We start from the raw sequence: 24,278 nt of genomic DNA on the forward strand, positions 1-24,278 counted from the left end.
TGACATCGTCCCCGACCCGAAGCGGAGGAGAATAAGCTGAGGGCACCGCGAAGCGGCGATTTTCATGGCCGGGAGACGGGATTGTTAAGGGGGCGCGATAGCCCCCTTAACTCGTTCACCGCAGCGGGGAGATCGGGTAGCAGAGATGCCTTAGTGAACGAAACCATTCCACCAAAATTCAACACTTAAAACGTAACATACCGTCTGATGCCCTCACCCCAACCCTCTCCCACAGGGAGAGGGAGCAAAAATGAAAACGGCGACATCAGTCGCCGTTTTACCCTTCCCTTATGCGACGTGATTCGCCGCAATATCCAGCAGCGCCATCTCATCGCTGTTCAGCAGCTTCTCGATATTCACCAGAATCAACATACGCTCGCCCAGCGCACCCAGGCCGGTCAGGTATTCGGTGGACAGCGTCACCGCAAATTCCGGCGCAGGACGGATCTGATCGGAGGTCAGCGACAGCACGTCGGACACGCCGTCTACCACGATCCCCACCACGCGCTGGCCGAGGTTCAGAACAATCACCACGGTGTTGTCGTTATATTCCACATCGCCCTGGCTGAACTTCACGCGCAGGTCAACGATAGGCACAATCACACCGCGAAGGTTGGTCACGCCTTTGATAAACGCGGGCGTATTCGCAATACGGGTAACCTGGTCGTAGCCGCGGATTTCCTGCACCTTGAGGATGTCGATGCCGTACTCTTCATCGCCTAAGGTGAAAACCAGAAACTCCTGTCCAGATGGCTCGCCCGCCAGTTTCGTTACATTACTCATACCGGTCATGTCATTACCTTTTTCTTAATCAGGCGGCTGTGTATGCCACACGTTGTTCACGATTTAATCCCTGAAGCGCTGACACATCAACGATCAGCGCGACGCTACCATCGCCCAGGATGGTGGCGGCAGAAATCCCCGGCACTTTGCGGTAGTTGCTTTCGAGGTTCTTCACCACGACCTGATGCTGGCCAATCAGCTGATCAACCAGCAGCGCGTAGCGACGACCCGCGCTTTGCAGGATAACCACAATGCCTTGCGTGGCCTCGGTTTTTGCTCCGTCCACTTCGAAGACTTTCCACAGCTCGACCAGCGGCAGGTATTCGCCGCGCACTTCCAGCACGCGCTCGCCGCCCGCCAGCGGATGCAGATCTTCCTCGCGCGGCTGCAGCGATTCCATCACCGCGTTCAGCGGCAGAATGAACACTTCGTCAGCCACTTTCACCGACATGCCGTCGAGGATCGCCAGCGTCAGCGGCAGCAGGATGCGAATGGTGGTGCCGGAGCCTTGCTTAGACTTGATCTCAACGTGGCCGCCCATCTCCTGGATGTTACGCTTCACCACGTCCATGCCCACGCCGCGGCCCGACACGTCCGTCACCTGCTCGGCGGTCGAGAAGCCAGGGGCGAAAATCAGCATCCCCACCTCTTCGTCGGTCATGTTTTCGCTCACCGCCATGCCCTGAGAAATCGCTTTCGCCAGGATACGCTCGCGGTTCAGGCCCGCGCCGTCGTCGGTGACTTCAATGCAGATGTTGCCGCCCTGGTGCTCCGCCGACAAAATCAGGTTCCCGACCGGGGATTTGCCCGCCGCAACGCGATTTTCCGGCAGCTCAATACCGTGGTCGAGGCTGTTACGCACCAGGTGCGTTAACGGGTCGATGATGCGCTCGATCAGGCTCTTATCCAGCTCAGTGGAGCTGCCCATCAGCGTCAGTTCGATTTGCTTGTTGAGCTTGCTGGCGAGATCGCGCACCAGGCGCGGGAAGCGGCTGAAGACGTATTCCATCGGCATCATACGGATGGACATCACCGATTCCTGCAAATCGCGGGCGTTACGTTGTAACTGACCCATGCTGGTGATGAGATCCCCGTGGGTCACCGGGTCGAGTTCGTTAGAGCGCTGGGCCAGCATCGACTGGGTGATCACCAGTTCGCCAACCAGGTTGATCAGCTGGTCGACCTTCTCAACCGCCACGCGGATGCTGGTGGATTCACTGGCGCGCGCCGCCGGTTTTTCACCGCGGCCCGGCGCAGCGGCTGGCTCTTTCGGCACGGCCTTAAGCGCAGGCGCCGGAGCAACCACCGCAGGTGCCGCAGCGGGTTCAACCACCGCCACGTCTTCAGCCTGGGCAGGCGCTGGCGCGGATTCGGTTTCAAACGCAATCTGATCGGCTTCGATAACAAAGCACAGCACCGCCACGATATCGTCCTGACCAATGCCGTCGTCGAGGGTCGCCGCCAGGCTGTCTTTGCCCTTCACCACGTTGCTGAGGGTGGCGAGGTTGCCCAGCTCTTCTTCCAGCAGGTTCACCTCGCTCTCTTTCAGGCGGGACAACACCACGCGCAGTTTGCCTGCCGCCGCGGCCGGAGCGGCTTCCGGCGTTGCCACCGCGTCCACCACGCTCAGGTTTGCCGGGCTCACCGCGGGCGCGGCAGCTTCACCTTTGGCTTCCAGCGCCAGCTGGCGCAGCGCGTTGCAGATGTATTCAAAGCTGGCGGCATCAGGCTCTGCCGAGCTTTTATAGGCGTCGAGCTGTTCCTGCATAATATCTTTGGTTTCCAAAAACAGGTTAATAATGTCGGTATTGAGCTGCATCTCACCGCGTCGTGCGTCATCCAGCAGGTTTTCCATTAAATGGGTTGTTTCCTGGAGGATGGTAAAACCAAAGGTTCCGGCACCGCCCTTAATGGAGTGCGCCGCGCGGAAGATGGCATTAAGCTGCTCTGAGTCCGGTGCTTCGGGCACCAGATCCAGCAGGTGTTGCTCCATATCCGCCAACAGTTCGTCGGCTTCATCAAAGAATGTCTGATAAAAATCGCTAATATCCATGCTCACGCTATCACCTCGGATTGGCTGGTGGCGATGTTGGAACGGCAGCCGAAGGTACGGCCCCAGGCTGTTTTAAATCGTCCAGTGACTCATTCTGACTTTCGGCGTTTTCGTGCAGGATGGCCTGCTCCGCCTGCTGGTTCAGCACTAAAAGACTGATACGACGGTTGATGGCGTCATCCGGCCCGCGGTCGGTGACGCGCATGGTTGCCGCCATGCCGACCACGCGCAGTACCTTGCCATCATCAAGCCCACCCGCCACCAGCTCGCGTCGCGAGGCGTTGGCGCGGTCGGCAGAAAGCTCCCAGTTGCTGTATCCCTTCTCTCCGCTGGCGTACGGGAAATCATCCGTGTGTCCTGACAGGCTGATTCGGTTAGGAATGCCGTTCAGAACGGGGGCAATCGCGCGCAGGATATCGCGCATGTAGGGTTCCACTTCGGCGCTGCCGGTTTTGAACATCGGGCGGTTCTGGCTATCGATAATCTGGATACGTAGCCCTTCCTGCACCAGGTCAATCTTCAGGTGCGGACGCAGCGCGCGCAGCTTCGGATCGGCCTCAATCAGCTGATCCAGGTCGCCGCGCAGTTTTTTCAGGCGCGCCTGCTCCATGCGTTTTTTCAGCTCGTCGATGTTCGGCTCTTTTTTCACCTCACCCTTCTGCTGGGTGTAGTCATCGCCGCCGCCGGGGATCGGGCTGTCGCTGTTAGAGATACGCTGTCCGCCCGTGACCGCCGTGGCCAGCGGCGTTCTGAAATACTCGGCAATCTGGATAAGCTCTTTCGGGCTGGAGATTGAAATCAGCCACATCACCAGAAAGAAGGCCATCATGGCGGTCATAAAGTCGGCGTAGGCGATTTTCCAGGAGCCATGCGAACCGTGCCCGCCCCCTTTGTGCTTGCGCTTTTTTACGATGACGATCGGATGGGACTGGTTTTTCATGCGTCCTCAGTTGTCGTCTGTTGGTTTGGGTTTTTCACCGCGCGCACGTGTTCTTCCAGCTCGATAAACGACGGACGCTCGCTGGAGTACAGCGTTTTACGCCCGAATTCCACGGCGATCGGCGGCGCGTAGCCGTTGAGGTTTGACAGCAGCGTGATCTTCACGCACTGCATCATTTTGGTGGTTTCGGCGCTCTTCTGGCGCAGAACGCTGGCCAGCGGGGAGATGAAACCATAGGCCAGCAAAATGCCGAGGAAGGTGCCCACCATCGCGTGGGCAATCAGCGCGCCCAGCTCCGCCGCCGGACGATCCGCAGAGGCCAGGGCGTGAACCACCCCCATCACCGCCGCCACGATACCGAACGCCGGAAGCGAGTCGCCCACCAGCGCAAGGCTGTTGGCCGGCACTTCGGATTCGCTTTCGTGGGTTTCGATCTCTTCGTCCATCAGCGCTTCAATTTCGAAGGTGTTCATGTTGCCGCTGATGATCAGGCGCAGATAATCGACGATGAAATCCAGCATCATGGCGTCGGCCAGAATGCGCGGATAGCTGGCAAAGATTTCGCTCTCTTTCGGGTTTTCGATGTCACGCTCCAGCGAGAACATCCCCTGCTGGCGCGACTTCGCCATCAGGCGATAGAGCAGCGCCAGCAGATCCATATACATGCTTTTGGTGTATTTCGAGCGACGGAACAGCAGTGGAATAGCTTTCAGCGTCCCCTTGATCGATTTACCGTTGTTGCCAACGATAAAAGCCCCTACCCCTGCGCCGCCGATGATAATAAGTTCGGCCGGTTGATAGAGTGCTCCAAGGTGCCCGCCGGTCATCATGTAACCGCCGAAAACTGTACCGAGAACTACCAGGTAACCTAATAAGATAAGCACGACATCATCCTTCCGCTAGTGACTAAGGCAGGACGTTCATTTCGACAGCGTGACCGGAAGGCGGGGTAAAAAAAAGCAGCGGTAATCTCTTACCGCTGCTGGAATAGGTCCCACACGTTCGGGTTAAACAGCCTGTTCGATCTGTTCATCCAGCAGTTGTGGAATAATATCGGCAGCATCCCGGGAAAGTTTACGTCTTTTTACGGCGCGGGATGGAGGCTGGCATAAACTGCAGGCAAAGCTGCCAGCGGGCTGATGAGCATGGGTGATAAAATTGCCGTCGCAGCAGTTGCAGCGCGACAATTCCAGCATTCCGCTTTCGACAAAACGCACCAGCGTCCATGCGCGGGTCAGCGCCAGCAGGGGGCCATCTTCCTGCTGAGGGCATTGCTCCAGGTATAGCTTGTAGGCTTTGATCACGGCGTCAACGCCGCTGCACAGACCGGTTTTCAGCAGGTACTGCCAGGCGTTGCAGAACATTGAGGCGTGGATGTTCTGTTCCCAGGTCATAAACCAGTCCGTTGAGAACGGCAGCATGCCTTTCGGCGGCGGACTGCCGCGTAACTCTTTATACAGTTTGATAAGGCGACCACGGCTCAGCTGCGTTTCGCTTTCCAGCATTTGCAGACGAGCACCCAGCGTAATCAGTTCCATTGCCAGCTGTATGTCACGCGCTTCCTGAACAATGCTTTTTTCGCTCATTATTAAGCCCTTTTCTTCCGGGCTACGTCATCAGGCTGGCTGATTTCGTTGAGCAGGCGGGTTGAAAGTAAAATACCGGTATGGATCTGTTGCAGATCGTCCACACGAGATTCTTGAGTCAAACGAGTGATAGTCTGTGGATTGTCAAAACGGAACTGACAGACCAGTTGATTAGTTTCCGCGAGCTTGACCATCTGTGGAAGGGTTAAACCACCCAGCATGGTTGCCATTTCTTCGTTAACACCTAAACGAAACATCGCGGACGCCTTGTCCTGACTAATCAAACGCTGCGCGAGCAGTAAATATGACAAGTTGATGTCATAGATATGTTTTAGCAACTCGGATGTATGCATTTTTCCCATCCCGAATAACCAACTATTATTTTTATGCGGAAAGACCGCACCCCGTGATGTCGCCGGGAAATCACCCGGTATAAAAAAAAAGAAAAGGCTAAATGCATAGTTGAATTAAGGTTTGTACGCACTGAAACGCGCAACAGTTCAACACGCTGGTGCGGTGTCTTACGCGCTTTATCATTTCTTACAAATAACTAAGATTTTTCCTAATTCGACGCAAACTCTACTCGTCAGTTCTTAGACATACAATGCGGCCTCGGTGAAAATTTAAAAAAAATGTGATCTGCGTCACATAATTTAAGCGAATATGACCCACAAATCCATCAGTATGATTTGTAATTTGGTCATTTGTTGACCAATCAGGACTATTTTATATTCTTAATGATCGAATACTCATGCAGAAGTATGAAGGGGTTGGGTATGACAATTGCTTTAGCGCGAACGGGACGTGAGTGATGAAGATGTTAACATCTCTATCTTAGATACGCTTTTCCATACACCATTTAAAACAGAGACTTACAGATAAACTGCTTTGCATAAATTGCGCTGCGTTATCATCTCATTTGCGTTTATAACCGGTTAAAACGATTTAGCAGTACAACAGGATGTGTGTTTTATTTATGTTAAGTTGCTAATTTTTATCATCCAGACACAATTTCCCATTATTCCTCTGATAAGAATAATTAATGAATAATTATGATAGGGTTCACACTAATGACCTATTGCCCTCTTGCACAAGCTGTAAAATCGCGGTAATGCTGATGTTACGTTGAGTTTCAGACACCAAAGGAGTGCGTGATGAGCTACACCCATCTTCTTGTTTCTGTTGCTGTTTCACCGGAAAGCCACCAGCTTGTCGCCCGCGCGGTTTCCATCGCAAAACCCACCCATGCCCGCATTAGCCTGATCACTCTCGCCGCTGAACCCGAGATGTATAATCAACTGGCTGCACCGATGCTTGAAGATATTCGTGACGTACTGCAGGAGGAAACTCAGCAATTTCTGCGGGAGCTGGTTGAGAAGGCGCAATATCCTGTTCATCAGACCGTAATAGCCACGGGCGAATTAAACGAACATATTCTGGACATGTGCCGGAAGCAGAATATTGACCTTGTTATTTGCGGGAATCATAACCAAAGTTTCTTTTCCCGCGCGGCGTGCTCGGCGAAATCCATTGTCGCATCGAGCAAGGTGGACGTGCTGCTGGTTCCTCTCGGGGGAAAATAATTTCCCCCGGGAAGGCGTTACGCCAGCTTAGGGAAGGTGGCGATCTTTTTTTGCAGATGCGTCTCCGAATTCTGCGGCGCGATACCGCGCAAATCGCGAATAAACTGCGCCTGCCAGTGGTCGATATCATTTTTACGGATCGTTTCCATCATCTCCGCATGGCGTGAAATACGCTCCGCCAGCGGCATGTTCAGCGCGCGGTCGAGAGCCTGAGCCACTTCATCGCGATCGTAAGGGTTCACGATAAGCGCAGAGGTCAGTTCGTTCGCGGCACCCGCAAACTGCGACAGCACCAGCACGCCAGGGTCGGCAGGATCTTGTGCTGCGACATACTCTTTTGCCACCAGGTTCATCCCGTCACGCAGGGGCGTAACCAGCCCGACGTCGGCGTAGCGGAACACCTTCATCAAGATTTTGCGCTCAAAATGCTGATTTAAGTAATACAGCGGCGTCCAGCCGAGCTGCCCGTAGCGGCCGTTAATGCGCCCCGCTTCGGTTTCAAGCTGGTGGCGGATGTCCTGATAGGCCTGCACTTCCCCGCGCGACGTTGGCGCAATCTGCGTATAGCGGATTTTGCCGTGGTGCTGCGGGTATTTATCCAGCAGCGCTTCATAGGCCAGGAAACGCTCCGGCAGGCCTTTGGAGTAGTCCAGACGCTCCACCGAGAAGATATTTTTGACGTTCTTGAGCTCGTTCTTCAGTTGGGCAAGCTTTGGCGGCAGCGGGCCCGATGCCTGCTCGGCAATCTCGTCCGGCTCAATACCGATAGGGTAAACCTCGGTATGGAAGGTTTTGCCGTAGGCGGTGTGCGACCTGTCGCTGCCGGACACCAGGCGGGTTTTGCCCGACACGCTGTCGAGAAACGCCACGCGGTCGTTTTCCGTCTGGAAGCCCAGCAGATCGTAATCGCACAGCGCTTCGAGCAGCTCCTCGTGCGGCGGCAGCGCGTTGAAGATCTCCGGCGTCGGGAACGGAATGTGCAGGAAGAAGCCGATGCGGTTATTCACGCCGCGTTTGCGCAGCTCTTTGGCGAATGGCAGCAGGTGATAATCGTGAACCCATAAAATATCGTCTTCTTCAATCAGCGGCAGCAGTTTATCCGCCAGCAGGGCATTCACGCGCATGTAGCCTTCGAAGGCGTCGCGCTGGAATTTTACCAGGTCCAGACGATAGTGGAACGCGGGCCACAGGACGGCGTTCGAGAACTCTGAATAATATTCGTCGTAGTCTTTCTCATTAAGATCGAATGAGGCCCACGTAATGTTGCCGCGGGTGACTTTTTTCAGCGGCTTCTCTTCATTACTGATGTCTCCGCCCCAGCCAAACCACAGCCCGCCAGTAGCTTTTAAGGCACCTAACACCCCTACCGCGAGGCCTCCGGCGCTCGCCTTTTTATCGTCAGGCGGTGCGATACGGTTAGAGATGACGACTAAGCGACTCATACTGATTTCCCCCATTATGTTGCGCTATTTGTAGTTGTTGCTGGTTAGCGATATCTGTTATCCATTGCCAGACGGCGGCCACGCTGCCGAGGCGCCATCCGGCTTTTGTTTCACCCGGTCCAACCTTTACCGATATCCCTCCGGCCTGGTTGACCACGGAAAACCCTGCTTCATCGGTGAGGTCATCGCCAATAAATACCGGCGTTCTGCCGCTAAACGGCGCCGACGCCATAAACGCGGCGATGGCCTCCCCTTTGTTAATCCCCTTCGGCTTGATCTCCACCACGCATTTCCCCGGCTGCAGCGCCAGCTGCGGATGTTCATCGGCCACGTTTCTTGCCAGCCTCAGCACCGCCTCTTCGTACTGCGGCGCCTGGCGATAGTGCAGCGCAAAGGCCATGCCTTTCGCTTCAAGCTCCGTGCCCGGCAGATGCTCAAGGGCAGCAGCAAGCTGCGCGTGCAGCGTCTGAATCAGTTCATCGGGGAGTGAAACGATATGCGTGTTGTCATGGATGTCGCGGCGCTCCGCTCCGTGGACGCCGGCCAGCGGAAAGCGGTAAGGCCTGGCGAGCTTATCCAGCTCGGCCATTGAGCGCCCTGATATCAATGCCAGTGCTCCCTCATTCATTTGCGAGAGCGCGTAAACCGTCTTCAGAACCGACTCGGGGATAGACACCTGGTCGGGATGAGGCTTTATCTCGGCGAGCGTGCCGTCGAGATCGAAAAAGAACGCAAATTGTCCAGGCAATGCAGGCGGTGCAGTTAACAGGTCAGCCACCCTATTCCTCCTTACGGTTGGTGAGAGGTAAAAGCCTTACCTCCTCATTAGTCATGTAAGTATAGACAGTGTGACGTCGCTCGCCATTTGACAACCGCCCCGCCAGCAAAACTGGCGAGGCGGTTAAGGGGTCAACTAAGGTTATTAGTTGAGCAATGTAAAGGCAGGAAAGCGGCTACAGGGTGCGCTTCGCTTTTTGCTTGTAACGGTCGAAGATCACCGCCGCCAGCAGGATCAGGCCGCGTACCACGTACTGCGAGAACGGAGAAATGTTCAGCAGGTTCATGGCGTTCTCCACCGTGCCTAAAATCAGGATACCGGCCACCACATATGAGATTTTTCCGATGCCGCCCTTGAGGGAAACGCCGCCCAAAACGCAGGCTGAGATGACAATCAGCTCATAGCCGATAGAGGTCATCGGCTGCCCGCTGGTCATGCGCGAGGCCAGAATAATCCCCGCCGCCGCCGATACCAGCCCGGAGAGCACAAAGATGATGATCTTGGTGCGCACCACCGGCACACCGGCCAGACGCGCCGCCTCTTCGTTACCGCCAATCGCCAGGGTGTTTCGGCCAAAGGTGGTGCGATTAAGCAGGAAGCCAAAGACAATCAGGCACGCTACCGTCAGCCAGATGGGCGCGGGCAGGCCTAACCAGTTGGCGTAGCCGAGGGTGAAGAAGCGCTCGTCTTCAATCCCCACCGCCTTGCCGTCCGAGATGATGTAGGCCAGACCGCGCACGATCTGCATCGTGGCAAGGGTGGTGATCAGCGCGTTTATCTTGAGGCGCGCAATCACGAAGCCGTTCACCAGGCCGCTCAGCACGCCGAGCATCAGTCCGGCGAAAACGCCAATCCACAGGCTTTCGGTCATGTTGATCACTACCGCGGTGGTGACGCCCGCGCAGGCAATCACCGACGCCACGGAGAGGTCAAAATCCCCCGAGGCCAGGCAGAAGAGCATCCCACAGGCCACCATGCCGGACATGGAGATCGCGAGCCCCAGCCCTTTCATATTAATGAAGGTGGCAAAGTTCGGGACGAAGATGGCGCAGGCGAGGAACAGCGCGGCGAACACCACCAGCATGCCGTACTGATCCCAGATGCGGCCAAAACTGAAAGCCGATTTCGGCGCTCCGGATGTAGTAACAGAAGACATCATTGACTCCTTACTCAGGCGACAGCCTGGCTAACTTTAGGCATGGCGAGGCTCAACGCCTGCTGTTCATTCGCCTGTTCATGAAGCAATTCACCGGCAATTTCACCTTCACGCATCACGACAATGCGGTCGGCAACCCCCAGCACCTCGGGCAGATCGCTTGAGGCGAACAGCACCGCCACGCCGCGCTTTGCCAGCGCGTAAATCACGTTATAGATTTCGTGTTTCGCCCCCACGTCGATCCCGCGGGTCGGCTCATCGAGCAAAATGACCTTCATGTCCTCGGACAGCCAGCGGCCCAGGATTGCCTTCTGCTGGTTACCCCCCGAGAGGTTCATGATCAGCTGCTCCGCGCCCGGCGTTTTGATGTTCAACGAGCGAATGTGGTGGTCGGCGTTGCTCGACTCCCAGCCGTCGTTAATCAGGCAGCCCGCGCGGATGAACTTCCGTCTTGCCGAGATGTTGATGTTGTCGCGCACGGAGTGAACCGGAATAATCCCCTCCGCTTTGCGATCTTCCGGGCAGAGCATCATCCCGGCGCGAATCGCGTGAGCGGGTTTCTGAATATCCACCGCCTCGCCGTCAATGGAGACCTGCCCTTCAGTGATACGCGTCCCGCCAAACAGCCCTTTCATCAGCTCGCTGCGCCCGGCACCGACCAGGCCGAACAGCCCGACGATCTCGCCGCTGCGCACGGATAATGAAATCGGGGTGCGCACGCCCGGGGCTTTGACGCTGTCCAGACGCAGGCGCTCCGGACCGTACTCTCTGGGCTGCCAGTGGTAGATATCCCCCAGCTCGCGGCCCACCATCGCCTGCACCAGCTGGTCGTGATTGACCTGCTGCATATCGCTGAAGGTGCGGACGTAGCGCCCGTCTTTGAAGACGGTAATGGCGTCGCTGAGGGCAAAAATTTCTTCCATACGGTGCGAAACGTACAAAATCACGCGGCCTTCTTTACGCAGCTCGCGGATCACGCGGAACAGGTTGTCGATTTCACGCGCGGAGAGCGAGCTGGTTGGCTCGTCGAAGGCGATAATTTTGGCGTTGCGCGCCAGCGCCTTGGCGATTTCGACCATCTGCCACTGGCCAATGGAGAGATACTTGAGCGGGGTCTGCGGATCGACGTCCAGCCCCAGATGTTTGAGCTGCAGCCCCGCTTCGTAGTTGAGCAGCGAGCGATTCACCACGCCGCTTTTGTGCGGGAGTTGGCCTAAATAGATGTTTTCCGCCACCGTCATTTCAGGAATTAAGTGCAGTTCCTGATAGATAATGGCCACGCCGGCGTTCAGCGCGGCGGTGGTATCGGCAAACGCCACCTCTTCACCGCGAATGGCCAGCGTGCCGGTGGTGGGCGTGTAGTTGCCGCTGAGGATTTTCAACAGCGTGGATTTCCCCGCGCCGTTCTCCCCCATCAGCGCGTGAACCTGGCCGGCATAGCAGTCGAAGCTGATATCGGTCAGCGCGTTTACCCCGGGGAAGGTTTTACCGATGCCGCGAAAAGAGAGATACGGTAAGGACTGTTGCATAACGACTCCGTGATTCCTGTAGTGTGTACGTCTGGCCCCTCGCGTCGCCGCGAGGGGCGCAATCACAGCGAATTACTTACCGCCCAATCCTTTTTTCGCCAGCTCCTCTTTGAAGTTGTCGCGGGTGATCAGCACCACGTCGGTCACTTCGGTGAATTTCGGCGGCTCTGCCCCTTTGGTGACCCAGTTGTAGAGCATTTCACTGGACTTGTAGCCGTGCACGTCCGGGCTTGGCAGCAGAGAGCCGTAGAAGCCCGTCGCCTGCGCTTTCGAGAGTTCACTCACGGCGTCAACGCCGTTGATGCCGATACCGATCACGTCAGGCGCCTTGAAGCCCTGGCCTTCCGTTGCGCGCACGCCGCCCAGCACGGTGTTGTCGTTCATGCCGACCACCAGCCAGTGCTTCACTTCCGGATGCTGTACCAGCATGGAGTTCGCGGCGTCAAACGCACCCGGGATGTCGTTAGATTTGGTCGGCACTTTGTAGATCTGTTTTTCCGGGAAGCCCGCCGCCTTCAGCGCGTCCATTGAGCCGGTGGTGCGGCGACGCGCGGTGTCCAGCTCGTCTGCGGTGATCGCCATCACGCCGGTCTCTTTCACGTCCCAGCCGCGTTTTTGCATCTCTTTGTACAGCTCCTGCCCCTGACGCTCGCCGATTTTGGTCGCGGCCATCATCACCAGCGGCACGCTGTCCATCGGTTTGCCTTTGGCGTTAACGAACTGGTCATCCACGGCGATGACCTTCATGTCGTAGCCGCGCGCTTTCGCCGCAATGGCGGAGCCCAGCTTTGGATCCGGGGTACAAATAACAAATCCTTTCGCGCCGCTGGCCGCCAGGCTATCAATGGCGTTAAGGGTTTTCTCACCGTCAGGCACGGCGATTTTAATGACGTCGAAACCTAAATCTTTCCCGGCTTTATCGGCGAATTTCCATTCCGTCTGGAACCAGGGTTCTTCCGGCTGTTTTACTAAAAAACCGAGTTTTAAATTTTCTGCGATAGCGGATTGTGACATAACGGCAGCCAGACCGATGGCCGCCAGCGCTTTAGTAAATTTGTGCATGGTAAACTCCAGCTTTAGCAATCTTTTCTGTAGGGAATATTGGCGTATTTCTTATTTAATCAGACGTAAAACAAGACATTAGCGCTTACCTCTAAATAAGCGTTAGTGCTGGAGATAGTTTTAGCGGGAAATTAATCATCCATAAGAGAGCGCCATCACACCGCAGAATTACAGTAATTGCGTACATAAATTCAGCGAAAAATGACATAAAAAAGGCGAGTATTGTCGGACAAATAGAAGTGGGTTAAGCAGGATTATCCATAAGACCAGCCAAGACGTCCCTGTTGACCGGGCGACATAGCGCCCGGGGGAAAAATTACCAGGCGTAATAAATGTGTTCCGCGTGATCGCGAACCGGAATCTCGTCACCCAATAAACGCGCGGACAGGGTCAGGGCAAAATCAAAGGCGTGGCCGAGACCTTTACCGCTGATCAGGTTTTTATCCTCAACCACCGGCGCATCGACATATTCCCCGTCGGTGATGGTTTGCCATAAATCACCGGAACAGACGTAGCGACGCCCCTTCAGCAGACCGTTTCCGCCCAGAACGCGGGCGGCGGCAGAGCAGAGAGGACAGATAAGCTTCCCGCTCTCGTCGTGGGCCGCAACAAAGCGCACCACGTCCCGGCTGGCCGCCAGGCTGGCGCTGCCCTGCGGCCCGCCCGGCAGCACCACCGCGTCATACAGCATGTCGATGCGTTCCGCCAGGGTGCTGTCTGCCACCATCGGGATATCGTGATAGCTCACCACCGCGCGAGACGCCGCGCAGGCGAGCGTTTCAACCTCAATATTCATACGGCGCAAAATATCGATGGTGATAATTGCTTCCGCTTCCTCAAACCCTGGTGCCAGCAGCACCGCAACTGTAGCCATGTTAACCCTCGTATTCAAAACAACTTAAAACATTGTTTCATTTTACAGAGTGAAGCAGCGCAAACCTGCATAGCGATCACAGAATCACGGATGGCGGCAAAAAATGATCTGACGCAATTTTGGCGGCTACAGGATATATCCGCAAATAGAAATATTGTTTTTAATCACGTTAATGAGAATGGCGTTAGATCCTTCTGAAACGCATTTAATAATCGCACCTAACGCTACCGGCAATATCAAAATATTTTTATTTCAACGAGTTAAAACGCGTCAAAATGTGTAAGCCTGTTTGGGCATTTAAACTATATTAAAAGTTGTAATGTTCCGTAAAAGTCGCGTCTCTAAGAGTTTTCTTATACCCCTTTAGGGGGTATGCTTATTTGTATCGAACACATGACGTGATTATTCGAAAACATTCCGGAACACAGAATATCTCTATTCTGCCCTTCTTTATCGCATGTTGTTCACGTGTGCGATAAGCGTATACGACCTGCCGAGTCAGGTTAAGCAGCGGACATTTTAGTCCCCATAAATAAGGATATTAGTATGGCTACTCAAGCGATGATTCAAAAACTGAATGCGCAGATGAATCTCGAGTTTTACGCCTCTAATCTGCATTTGTATTTGAGCGACTGGTGTTCTGAGAACAGCCTCAACGGTACCGCCACCTTCTTTCGCACCCAGGCGCAAAGCAACGTCACCCATATGATGCGCGTCTTCGAATTTATGAAACACGTCGGGGCGAACCCTATCGTTAAAGCCATCGATATGATGGAAGACGATTACTCCTGTCTGGAGGATTTGTTTCAGAAAACGCTGGCGGAGTTCGAGCAGCGCTGCGTCACGCTGAACAGCCTGGCGGATGAAGCCAAAGCGCAGAAAGACAGCACCACGCTTCATTTCCTGGAAGACATGGGTAAAGAGCAACAGCAGGACGGCGAACTGCTTAAGATCCTCGCCGCCGAGATCGTGAATGCGAAACGCGCCGGACTGTGCCCGGAGCAGACCGACCGCCACGTCCTCGAAATCGTGACCGACAAGCACCATTGATCTTTACGCCTGCACCCGCTTACCGGGGTGCAGGCCGCCTCTTCTCGAACCAACTCCCTGCTTTTGCTGACATTTAACAAATCAGATCTCGCTCCCAATGAATATCCCTACATCGTGTAATGATTTAGGCAATTTCTTTATCATTGACGAGGGAGCTTCATGATTACCATCGAGTTTATTGTCATTATTCTCTGCCTGCTGGTCGGTACGCGCTTCGGAGGAATGGGGCTTGGCCTGATAAGCGGTATCGGCCTGTTCATTTTGAGCTTTGTCTTTGGGCTCCAGCCCGGCAAGCCGCCCGTGGACGTCATGCTGACGATCCTCGCGGTCATTGGCTGTGCCGCCACCTTACAAACCGCCGGCGGTCTGAACGTGATGATGCAGTTCGCCGAGCGCCTGCTGCGTAAACACCCGCAGCACATTACGCTGCTCGCCCCTTTCACCACCTGGATGCTGACCTTTTTATGCGGCACCGGGCATGTGGTCTACACCATGTTTCCCATCATTGCCGATATCGCGCTGAAAAAAGGCATTCGCCCTGAACGCCCGATGGCCGTGGCGTCGGTTGCCTCGCAGATGGCGATCACCGCCTCTCCGGTGTCCGTTGCGGTTGTCTCGCTGGTCTCGATCCTCGGGGCGCAGCACGGGATCGGGCACGCGTGGGGGATTCTGGAAATTCTGGCGGTGTCGGTGCCCGCGTCGCTGTTCGGCGTGGCGATTGCCGCCCTCTGGAGCCTGCGCCGGGGGAAAGATCTGGCGGACGACGCCGAGTTCCAGGAAAAGCTCAACGATCCGAAGCAGCGGGAGTTTATCTACGGCAGCACCGAAACCCTGATGGATCAGCGCTTTCCAAAACAGGCGTACTGGTCAACGTGGATCTTCTTTGCCGGGATTGCGGTAGTGGTGCTGCTCGGCGCCCTGCCGGAGCTGCGCCCGGCCTTTGAAATCAAAGGCAAAATGACGGCGCTGTCGATGAACCTGGTGATTCAGATGATGATGCTGATTGCCGGGGCCGTGATGCTGATGGCCTGCAAGGTCAACGCCTCCGCCATTTCCAACGGCGCGGTATTCAAGGCCGGGATGGTGGCGATTTTCTCGGTGTTTGGCGTGGCGTGGATGAGCGATACCTTTTTCCAGGCGCACCTGGACGAGCTGAAAATGGCGCTTGAAGGGGTGGTGAAAAGCCATCCCTGGACCTACGCCATCGTGCTGTTCCTGGTCTCAAAGCTCGTAAACAGCCAGGCGGCAGCGCTGACCGCGGTGGCGCCGATGGGGCTGATGCTCGGCATCGATCCTAAAATGCTGATCGCCTTCTTCCCGGCTTCTTACGGTTATTTCGTGCTGCCGACCTATCCAAGCGATCTGGCCTGCATCGGCTTTGACCGTTCAGGAACGACGCGGATCGGGCGTTTTATCATTAACCACAGCTTTATTTTGCCGGGACTGATTGGCGTGAGCTGCGCGTGCGTGGCGAGCTATTTGCTGGTGCAGACGTTCTTTTAAAGGCTTTCGGGGCGACAGTTCTGTCGCCCTTCGACGTTTTTTCAGAAAACAGTTTCTAAATTCAAAACATCGGTTTATTTTAGTGAGACTCACCCTGCGGTGTAAATCTCAGCTCAATCAGCGCGATAGCCTTCTGGATAGCGCGGAGCGTCACCGGATCGGCCGCAGCAGGATGACTGGTGAAATCGATATTTTTCAGCTGGCTGGACATTTTTTCGCGCACTTCAACAGGCGCAATCACGTCCAGCACGTCAAGGATTTGTTTAATGACCAGCTGACAGGCAACGACGTCAGACACCAGTTCCTGATCGGCGCTCAGGTTTTGAGACATAGGCTTTCTCCTTATTCAAAGGCCGCCATAGTAGCAAAACGTCAGCCCTTTCATCTTCCCTCTCGTCGTTTACAGGCATAAAAAAACCTGCCGAAGCAGGTTTTTTCATCAGAACATAGCACCCGGTGGTACGTCTTTAAATGTGTTGCAGTAGTTAGCCCACATGCTTTTCAGGATTTTGCGCAGTTTCATCTGGAATGCTCCGGTAATTTGTTTTGTTATGCAGGTGTTATTGTCAATGCGCTTATAATATGACCGCCATCACAAAAATCAATGTTTATGTGACTCAAATCACGGTTATAAAATCATTAGTGCTAAGCATTTGTTAAAAAACACAAGATAAATCCACAGGTTACGACCCTATAAATTCCAGTAAATTTTTATAAATTTTTTTGATATGGCAGGAAGAAAATGAGTGAAAATCTCTCCGGCAAAGAGCGTCGCGGCCTGTCGCCCGCGGCGCTGCTGGTTGCCGGCGCGTTCTTTATGGAGTTTCTGGACGGGACGGTGATCGCCACGGCGCTGCCGGATATGGCGAAAAGCTTTGGCGTGCGGGCGGTCGATTTGAACATCGGCATCAGCGCCTACCTGATCACCCTTGCGGTGCTGATCCCCGCCAGCGGCTGGATTGCCGACCGCTTCGGCGCGCGCAGGGTCTTCGCCCTCGCGCTGGCCATTTTCACTCTGGCCTCGGTTTTTTGCGGCCTTTCCACTACGGTCGACCAGTTCGTCGCCATGCGCGTGCTGCAGGGGATGGGCGGCGCGCTGATGGTGCCCGTGGGCCGCCTGGCGGTATTGCGCACCACGCCAAAACATCAGCTGATCGCCGCGATTGCCACCCTCACCTGGCCCGCGCTGGTCGCCCCCATTATCGGCCCGCCGCTGGGCGGGTTTATCACCAGCTACGCCGACTGGCGCTGGATCTTCTTTATTAACGTTCCGCTGGGCCTCGTCGCGATTATCCTGGCGCTGCGTATTATCCCGGACCTGCATGAAGATACCCGTCGCCCCTTCGACCTGCCGGGCTTTATCGCTACCACCGTTGCGATGGTGAGCCTGGTCACCGCGATGGAGATGATGGGCGGGCAGCATATGCAGGCGGGGCTAACCCTCACGCTGCTGATCGTCGGCTCTGCGGCACTGGCGTATGCCCTGCGCCACTTCAGGCGCGCGCGGTGGCCCATGATCCGCCTCGACGCGATGCAGGTGCCCACCTTTCGCGTGACGATGTACGGCGGCTCGCTTTTTCGCGCCTCCATCAGCGCGGTGCCTTTCCTGCTGCCGCTGATGTTTCAGGTCGGGTTCGGGATGGACGCGTTTCATTCGGGCCTGCTGGTGCTGGCGGTGTTCGTCGGCAACCTGACCATTAAGCCTGCCACCACCCCGCTCATACGCCGTTTAGGCTTTAAAAAGCTGCTGCTGATCAACGGCGCGCTCAACGTGCTGGCCCTGCTGGCCTGCGCGCTTCTGACGCCGCAAACCCCGGTCTGGCTGATTATGCTGATCCTCTATCTGGGCGGGGTGTTCCGCTCCATTCAGTTTACCGCCGTAAGCACCCTGGCCTTTGCCGACGTGCCTTCAGAGCAGATGAGCTATGCCAATACGCTGTTCTCCACCGCCACGCAGCTGGCGGTAGGGCTTGGGATCACCCTCGGGGCAATCGGCATTCGTATCGGGGAGAAAGTCAGCGAGATCGCCGGAACAGGCGCGATACCGGGCATGAGCTTCCGGCTGGCGTTTGTGATTATCGGGCTAGTTTGTCTGGTGGGGATGTTTGATACCCTGCGCCTGGCAAAAGATGCGGGCAGCGCGGTGTCGGTGAAGAAATAAAACAGGCCGGGCGAGCGGTTCGCCGCCCGGCGTGGAGGTCATCAGCCGACGATACCGCGAACGAAGGCTTCGATCTCTTTGTCCTGGCAGTTTTCAAAGAAGCACTGCTGGAAACGCTGGCCGGACACGGCGGTTTTCACCAGCTCAGGGTCGATAGCGCGCAGCGTATCGAGGTAGTTCTCTTTCACCACCGCCGCTTTCACCTGATTCAGAATACCGGCGTTGCGCACCTGCGGCTCTTTACGCTCTGGCGGATAGCCTTCCCCGTTGCGGCCCGTGAAGGCTTTCTCGAAGATAAAGCGCACGTTCAGCTCTGCGCCCCAGCCAAAGCCTTTCGCAAACGGCAGGGACAGCGCGTTGCCGTTGTTGATCTGCGCAAACAGGAACGCGTCTGCCGGATCGATGCAATAACCGCAGATCACGCCCGGATGGATGTTCAGGGACATCAGCGCGCCCTGCCCGGTGCCGCAGCCGGTGACCACGAAATCCACCGCTTTCGAGTTCAGCAGAATGCTCGCCATAATGCCCAGATGAATATAGGTCAGGTGATGGTCGTTCTCGTCGCTCATCCCGACGTTGTATACCGGGAAGCCTTTTTCATCGGCAACCGCTTTCAACTCATTAAGGATGATGGGATTTTTACCTGCCTGGCTGTTTTCCATCATCAGTGCAATTTTCATCTTTACTCTCCTGAATGCGTTGCGGCGAAGCCCGCCGGGATATCTGATCCTCTTCACCTTACTATCAAACAAACATGCTTTCAAATTAAGTGAAAACTTGTTTTAAAAAACAAAAGCAGGCTCACAAATTCACGATGAATCAGCGAAACGGCGCAGCGGGCGGCAAAGTGGAGAAATCACTACTCCCCGTTCAGCCAGTTAGCTAGACTGCATTAAAAGAAGATAAAAATCTGGGGATCCCCTGTGAATCTGCGACGCCGGAAGCCACGCATCGTTTTATTTTTCGCCTTTATCGCCCTGCTGTGGGGATTTTCGTTTGCGTCACGCGCCGAGGAGCCGGTTCCCGTCTGGTTTTACAATGCCAATAACTTTGAAGTCTGGCGCACGCCGCAGGGAGAGCTGCGCGGCTTTTACCCCACTCTGGTTGCCGCCATTAACCAAAAATATGGCACCCGTCTGGAGATGAGACCCCTTTCCGGCAGCGAAATCGGGCAGCGCTTCGCCAGCGACAGCCACGGCGTTTACGCCGGCGTGCTGCGTACCGAAAAACGCGCCCGCAGCAAAATCCTCTCCGCGCGCCTGTTTGATAACGAAGTGGTGGCCGCCAGCCTGTCGATGACGGCCACCAACGTCGACCAGCTAAGCCACGCGCGGGTGATCTTTCGCAAAGATGACGCCACCCTTGAGAGCGTCCAGCAGCGCTATCCCGAGCTTAAATTCCGCTCACTGCGCCTTGTTGCCACCAGCGACGACGCCTTCCGGCTGCTGAGCGAACACCAGGCAGACTTTTACATCAACGACGCCTCGGAGATGGAGAACACGCAGCGCTATTACCTGATCTCGCGCCCTTTTCCCGAGCTGCGCATTCCGGTGGTTTTAGCCTTCAGCCCCGATCTTCTCCCGCTGCGGGACAAGATCAACGCCTTTATCGGCGAGTGGTACCGCAGCGGCGAAATGAACAAAGCTCTTGAGAACAGCCGCCGGGACTATCTCCTGAGCCGCATCGTGCTTACAGGCACCGAGCGCGAGTGGATCGCGAACAACACGCTGCAGGTCACGCTGCCGAAAAATGAAAACTTCGCGCCGCTTATCTGGAAGGACGGTCAGGGCTATCACGGCACGGCCATAGACATGGTGAACGACATGCGCGATTTACTGGGCATGCGCGTGAACGTGAGCTTCGTGGATAACTATGCCGCCATGCTTCCGACCCGGCGCTGGCCCGTGCGCCTGGTGGATATCGTTGAGCGCAGCGACGCGGCGCATGCGGACGGACGCATCGGCCCGGATATCGCCTGGCATAACGTCTATTACAACCGCATCGGCAAACCCTTTTTGTGGGACGAAGAGAGCATTCGCAGCCAGCGCGTGGGCGTGCTGGAGGGTTCGTTTTCCGCCGGCTATCTTCAACGGCGGTTCGGAAATGACGTGATTATTGTGACCCGCCCCAGCGTTGAGGGGCTTATTAACGCCATTGAGGACAACAAGATTGACTTTATCCTCGGCGATCTCAGCTCGCTGGAGTCCACCCTGCGCGGCAATGAGCTGTTTCGCGGCGTGCTGAAGGTAGCGGGTATCACCCGCTCCGAGTTTATTATTGGCCCCTGGGTTCAGCCGGACCATCCGTTATTTCACCTGCTGACCCAGATCCACCGCCTGTCGGAATTCCGCACGCAGCTTGAGCGCCCGCCGGAGCGCAGCGTCTTCCCGGAATTAACCAAAAACACGCTCAAAATTATCAGCGTTATTTTGCTTATCGCCGCGCTGTTCAGCATCGGCATGTTATTTATGATGCGCCGCCACATTCGCCAGAACCGCATTGTTAACCGCAATATTGTGCAGGCGCTGGAAAAGGTTAACCGCGCCCACGACGACGAAACCGGAAGCCATATTCAGCGGGTGTCGAAATACTGCGGATTAATGGGGCGGGAGCTTGGGCTGTCGCGCAGCATGATCCGCGATATCGAGCATTTCGCCTCCCTGCACGACGTCGGCAAAATTGCGGTACCGGAACGCATTTTGCGCAAGCAGGGCTCGCTGACGGTGGAGGAGTTCAGCGAGATGAAGCTGCACACCATCAAGGGCTGGCGCATTATTCAGGGGCTTTCATTAGGGGCCGTGGCGGAAAACATTATTCACTTTCACCACGAAAAATGGGACGGCAGCGGCTATCCGGAGGGGCTGCGCGGCGAGCAAATCCCGCTTGAGGCGCGCATTCTGGCGATTGCCGACGTGTATGACGCCCTGCGGCAAAAGCGGGTTTATAAGCCGGGCTTCAGCCACGAGGAGGCCTGCGAAATTATCTTCAAAGGCGCGGGCAAGCATTTCGATCCGCAGCTCATCGCCCTGTTTCGCCAGCACCATTTAAAGTTCAGGATGATTTTTGACAGCCTTTCGGACTAGCCGCCCCGTTGCAAAGAGAAAGGCCAGAAAGCCCGGCTATTCAAGCCATTGCGCCGGGCGGCAGAGGTTAGGATAGTGTCTCTCATTTTATTCAGAGCGAACTATGAAAAGAGTATTCGTTGCCGCTGCGATGCTGTTTCTGGCGGGCTGTAGCGTCACCCGCCAGGCGCAGGTGAGCAGCCTGGACGCACCAAACGGGATAGTCCGACTCGACTACGGTCAGGCCATGTTCCAGAACGCCCGTTACGATGACTATGTGACGAACGGCACCGCGACAAAAGCCTGCCAAAGCATGGGTTACGCCACCGCCTCGGCGTACGGTCAGCCCATCAAAACCTGCACCGTTATCAGCGGTTCACTGTGCCTGAACGAGAGCGTTACCATTCAGTACAAATGCATGGGCTACGCCGTTAATCCCAATACCGCGAATCCCTGGTATTAATCCTCACTGCCAGTATTTGCTGGCAGTTTATTTAATTAAGAACAAAAACAATTCTCATTAATATATAAAGCGTAATTAAATGCGTGTTATTCCCATTCGTATTTTTAATAAATAAGATATTTATTTTACTTTTTGCAAATAATTAAATAACAAATTATAGTGGCGCTCATTGTGAACCCAAAATAATAAACCGGAGCTGCACCATGCTTAAAACTGAAATGATCGACAAGCTTAATGCGCAAATGAACCTTGAACTCTATTCCTCTCTGCTTTATCAGCAGATGAGCGCGTGGTGCAGCTATCACAGCTTTGAAGGTGCCGCGGCGTTTCTGCGCCGCCACGCGCAGGAAGAGATGACCCACATGCAGCGCCTGTTTGACTATCTGACCGATACCGGCAGCCTGCCGCGCATCGAGCCGGTGGCTTCCCCCGTTGCGGAATATGCCTCTCTCGACGATCTGTTCCGCGCCACCTACGAGCACGAGCAGCTGATCACCCAGAAAATTAACGAACTGGTTCACGCGGCCATGATGGGCCAGGATTATCCAACCTTTAATTTCCTGCAGTGGTACGTTGCCGAACAGCACGAAGAAGAGAAGCTGTTTAAATCCGTGCTGGATAAATTGTCTCTGGCGGGTAAATCCGGCGAAGGCCTCTACTTCATTGATAAAGAGCTTGCGACTCTCGATACGCAAAATTAATGCTTCTCCGGCGCTGACTGCTCAGCGCCTTTTTTTTATCTCCCCCCTTTATACCTCCCCCGCAAAACCCGTAAATAAATCATTACACTGCTTGTAACGGTCATTTGACGAGTTCGCGCTTTTCCCTTACTCTGCGCCGCAGATTTTGTCGCGAAGTGGAACGGCTGTAGAGGAAAGCGTGAAAAACAGAACCCTGGGAAGTATTTTTATCGTCGCGGGCACCACGATTGGCGCAGGAATGCTGGCAATGCCGCTGGCGGCCGCCGGTGTCGGATTCAGCGTAACGCTGGCGCTGCTGGTCGGCCTGTGGGCGCTGATGTGCTACACCGCGCTGCTGCTGCTTGAGGTGTATCAGCACGTGCCTGCCGATACGGGACTGGGTTCGCTCGCCGCACGCTATCTGGGCCGCTACGGCCAGTGGATAACCGGCTTTAGCATGATGTTCCTGATGTATGCTCTGACCGCGGCCTATATCAGCGGCGCCGGAGAGCTTATCGCGTCCAGCGTCAACGACTGGTTTGGAACGTCGGTTTCCCCTGCCACGGGCGCGATAGGCTTTGCCCTGATCGGCGGCGGCGTGGTGTGCGTGGGAACCTCGCTGGTCGATCTGTTCAACCGCTTCCTGTTCAGCGCCAAGATCCTGTTCCTGGTGGTGATGCTGGTTCTGCTGGCCCCCCACGTTCACCAGGTCAACCTGCTGAGCCTGCCGCTTGAGAAAGGGCTGGCGCTGTCCGCTATCCCGGTGATTTTCACCTCGTTCGGCTTCCACGGCAGCGTGCCGAGCATCGTCAGCTATATGAACGGCGATATCCGCAAGCTGCGCCGCGTCTTTATGATCGGTAGCGCCATCCCGCTGATTGCCTATATTTTCTGGCAGCTGGTGACGCTGGGCAGCATCGATTCTTCGACCTTTATCGGCCTGATGGCGGAACATTCGGGCCTGAATGGATTCCTGGTCGCGCTGCGTGACGTGGTGACCTCCTCCCACGTTGAGCTGGCAGTGCATCTGTTTGCCGACCTCGCGCTGGCGACCTCGTTCCTCGGCGTGGCGCTGGGGCTGTTCGATTATCTTGCCGACCTGTTCCAGCGCCGCAACACCGCCGCCGGACGTTTGCAGACCGGGATGATTACCTTCCTGCCGCCGCTGGCCTTCGCGCTGTTCTATCCGCGCGGATTTGTGATGGCGCTGGGCTATGCGGGCGTGGCGCTGTCGGTGCTGGCGCTGCTGCTGCCTTCCCTGCTGGCATGGAAGAGCCGCCAGCGTCATCCCGGACAGGGATACCGTGTGGCAGGCGGTAAACCGCTGCTGTGCCTGGTGTTTGCCTGCGGCGTGGCGATTATTCTGGTGCAGGTTTTGATTGCGGCGGGGGGATTGCCGGAGGTGGGGTGATGGGGTTGTTATATCTCTGAAATGACTGTGGAATTGTTTCGTTCACCTTAAGCCATCAGAAAATAAGACGTTCAGAGCTTGTGAACGAGATAAGGGGGCCACCGCGGCCCCCTTATCAATCCCCGCTCCCGGCCATGAAAATCGCCGCTTCGCGGTCCCCTC

Annotated in this window: 23 protein-coding genes; 8 read left to right on the top strand and 15 right to left on the bottom strand. The window is 55.7% G+C overall.

The window, feature by feature from the left end; translation table 11 throughout:
• Window positions 1–288: 288 nt before the first annotated feature.
• The 6 genes from cheW to flhD form a co-directional block, all read right to left on the bottom strand.
• Complete coding sequence (cheW, locus tag AB6V08_RS22385; RefSeq protein WP_131632234.1) at window positions 289–792, bottom strand: chemotaxis protein CheW; 504 nt, start codon at window positions 790–792, stop codon at window positions 289–291.
• A 19-nt stretch (window positions 793–811) separates the two neighbouring features.
• Window positions 812–2,842 carry a chemotaxis protein CheA gene (gene cheA, locus AB6V08_RS22390; RefSeq protein WP_368544956.1) on the bottom strand — a complete coding sequence of 677 codons (2,031 nt, stop codon included), beginning with the start codon at window positions 2,840–2,842 and terminating at the stop codon, window positions 812–814.
• A 4-nt stretch (window positions 2,843–2,846) separates the two neighbouring features.
• Entirely contained in the window at window positions 2,847–3,776 is a 930-nt protein-coding gene (motB, locus tag AB6V08_RS22395) for a flagellar motor protein MotB (RefSeq protein WP_368544957.1), read from the bottom strand.
• Window positions 3,773–4,660 carry a flagellar motor stator protein MotA gene (gene motA / locus AB6V08_RS22400; RefSeq protein WP_008500417.1) on the bottom strand — a complete coding sequence of 296 codons (888 nt, stop codon included), beginning with the start codon at window positions 4,658–4,660 and terminating at the stop codon, window positions 3,773–3,775. The genes motB and motA overlap by 4 nt, the downstream gene beginning before the upstream one ends.
• Window positions 4,661–4,783: 123 nt before the next feature.
• On the bottom strand, window positions 4,784–5,362 hold the full coding sequence (flhC, locus tag AB6V08_RS22405) for a flagellar transcriptional regulator FlhC (RefSeq protein WP_010432486.1): 579 nt from the start codon (window positions 5,360–5,362) through the stop codon (window positions 4,784–4,786).
• Between the two features lie 2 nt (window positions 5,363–5,364).
• On the bottom strand, window positions 5,365–5,715 hold the full coding sequence (flhD, locus tag AB6V08_RS22410; protein ID WP_234674410.1) for a flagellar transcriptional regulator FlhD: 351 nt from the start codon (window positions 5,713–5,715) through the stop codon (window positions 5,365–5,367).
• 801 nt (window positions 5,716–6,516) lie between these two features.
• Here flhD and uspC point away from each other — a divergent pair.
• Window positions 6,517–6,945, top strand: a complete 429-nt coding sequence (gene uspC / locus AB6V08_RS22415; RefSeq protein ID WP_368544958.1) for a universal stress protein UspC — start codon at window positions 6,517–6,519, stop codon at window positions 6,943–6,945.
• A gap of 17 nt (window positions 6,946–6,962) precedes the next feature.
• Here uspC and otsA read toward each other — a convergent pair whose 3' ends face one another.
• The 6 genes from otsA to AB6V08_RS22445 all read right to left on the bottom strand — a co-directional run bounded on the left by otsA (window position 6,963) and on the right by AB6V08_RS22445 (window position 13,786).
• Window positions 6,963–8,387, bottom strand: a complete 1,425-nt coding sequence (gene otsA / locus AB6V08_RS22420; protein WP_368544959.1) for an alpha,alpha-trehalose-phosphate synthase — start codon at window positions 8,385–8,387, stop codon at window positions 6,963–6,965.
• Window positions 8,362–9,165 (bottom strand): trehalose-phosphatase, encoded by an 804-nt coding sequence (gene otsB / locus AB6V08_RS22425; RefSeq protein ID WP_368544960.1) that lies wholly within the window; start codon window positions 9,163–9,165, stop codon window positions 8,362–8,364. The genes otsA and otsB overlap by 26 nt, the downstream gene beginning before the upstream one ends.
• Before the next feature lie 175 nt (window positions 9,166–9,340).
• Window positions 9,341–10,321, bottom strand: a complete 981-nt coding sequence (araH, locus tag AB6V08_RS22430; RefSeq protein WP_368544961.1) for an L-arabinose ABC transporter permease AraH — start codon at window positions 10,319–10,321, stop codon at window positions 9,341–9,343.
• 14 nt (window positions 10,322–10,335) lie between these two features.
• Entirely contained in the window at window positions 10,336–11,850 is a 1,515-nt protein-coding gene (gene araG, locus AB6V08_RS22435; protein ID WP_368544962.1) for an L-arabinose ABC transporter ATP-binding protein AraG, read from the bottom strand.
• A 72-nt stretch (window positions 11,851–11,922) separates the two neighbouring features.
• Window positions 11,923–12,912 carry an arabinose ABC transporter substrate-binding protein AraF gene (gene araF / locus AB6V08_RS22440; RefSeq protein ID WP_368544963.1) on the bottom strand — a complete coding sequence of 330 codons (990 nt, stop codon included), beginning with the start codon at window positions 12,910–12,912 and terminating at the stop codon, window positions 11,923–11,925.
• A gap of 316 nt (window positions 12,913–13,228) precedes the next feature.
• Window positions 13,229–13,786, bottom strand: coding sequence for a DJ-1/PfpI family protein (locus AB6V08_RS22445; RefSeq protein ID WP_368544964.1), 558 nt, complete (start codon window positions 13,784–13,786; stop codon window positions 13,229–13,231).
• A 546-nt stretch (window positions 13,787–14,332) separates the two neighbouring features.
• Here AB6V08_RS22445 and AB6V08_RS22450 point away from each other — a divergent pair.
• Window positions 14,333–14,836: a non-heme ferritin-like protein gene (locus AB6V08_RS22450; RefSeq protein WP_368544965.1), complete on the top strand. Its 504-nt coding sequence runs from the start codon at window positions 14,333–14,335 to the stop codon at window positions 14,834–14,836.
• Window positions 14,837–14,995: 159 nt separating this feature from the next.
• Window positions 14,996–16,339: an anaerobic C4-dicarboxylate transporter gene (locus AB6V08_RS22455; protein ID WP_368544966.1), complete on the top strand. Its 1,344-nt coding sequence runs from the start codon at window positions 14,996–14,998 to the stop codon at window positions 16,337–16,339.
• Window positions 16,340–16,418: 79 nt separating this feature from the next.
• Here the strand turns inward: AB6V08_RS22455 and AB6V08_RS22460 are convergent, their stop codons facing one another.
• Window positions 16,419–16,670, bottom strand: a complete 252-nt coding sequence (locus AB6V08_RS22460) for a DUF2766 family protein (RefSeq protein ID WP_234674401.1) — start codon at window positions 16,668–16,670, stop codon at window positions 16,419–16,421.
• Between the two features lie 108 nt (window positions 16,671–16,778).
• Window positions 16,779–16,862, bottom strand: a complete 84-nt coding sequence (azuC, locus tag AB6V08_RS22465; protein WP_014832437.1) for a stress response protein AzuC — start codon at window positions 16,860–16,862, stop codon at window positions 16,779–16,781.
• A 219-nt stretch (window positions 16,863–17,081) separates the two neighbouring features.
• Between azuC and AB6V08_RS22470 the strand changes: the two genes are divergently transcribed.
• The gene (locus AB6V08_RS22470; RefSeq protein WP_368544967.1) at window positions 17,082–18,500 is read left to right on the top strand and encodes an MFS transporter; all 1,419 of its coding nucleotides are present in this window, start codon (window positions 17,082–17,084) and stop codon (window positions 18,498–18,500) included.
• Window positions 18,501–18,541: 41 nt separating this feature from the next.
• On the opposite strand, the gene AB6V08_RS22475 is transcribed toward AB6V08_RS22470, so the two are convergent.
• Entirely contained in the window at window positions 18,542–19,180 is a 639-nt protein-coding gene (locus AB6V08_RS22475) for an RpiB/LacA/LacB family sugar-phosphate isomerase (protein ID WP_368544968.1), read from the bottom strand.
• A 243-nt stretch (window positions 19,181–19,423) separates the two neighbouring features.
• Between AB6V08_RS22475 and AB6V08_RS22480 the strand changes: the two genes are divergently transcribed.
• The 4 genes from AB6V08_RS22480 to tyrP all read left to right on the top strand — a co-directional run bounded on the left by AB6V08_RS22480 (window position 19,424) and on the right by tyrP (window position 24,116).
• Entirely contained in the window at window positions 19,424–21,583 is a 2,160-nt protein-coding gene (locus AB6V08_RS22480) for an HD domain-containing phosphohydrolase (protein ID WP_368544969.1), read from the top strand.
• Window positions 21,584–21,686: 103 nt separating this feature from the next.
• Complete coding sequence (gene yecR / locus AB6V08_RS22485; RefSeq protein WP_368544970.1) at window positions 21,687–22,025, top strand: YecR family lipoprotein; 339 nt, start codon at window positions 21,687–21,689, stop codon at window positions 22,023–22,025.
• A 203-nt stretch (window positions 22,026–22,228) separates the two neighbouring features.
• A complete protein-coding gene (gene ftnA / locus AB6V08_RS22490; protein ID WP_368544971.1) occupies window positions 22,229–22,726 on the top strand; it encodes a non-heme ferritin in 498 nt (165 codons plus the stop codon).
• Between the two features lie 178 nt (window positions 22,727–22,904).
• Window positions 22,905–24,116 (top strand): tyrosine transporter TyrP, encoded by a 1,212-nt coding sequence (tyrP, locus tag AB6V08_RS22495; protein WP_368544972.1) that lies wholly within the window; start codon window positions 22,905–22,907, stop codon window positions 24,114–24,116.
• The last annotated feature ends 162 nt before the right edge of the window (window positions 24,117–24,278 follow it).

Source organism: Enterobacter soli, from assembly GCF_964208575.1.
Lineage (GTDB): Bacteria > Pseudomonadota > Gammaproteobacteria > Enterobacterales > Enterobacteriaceae > Enterobacter > Enterobacter soli_A.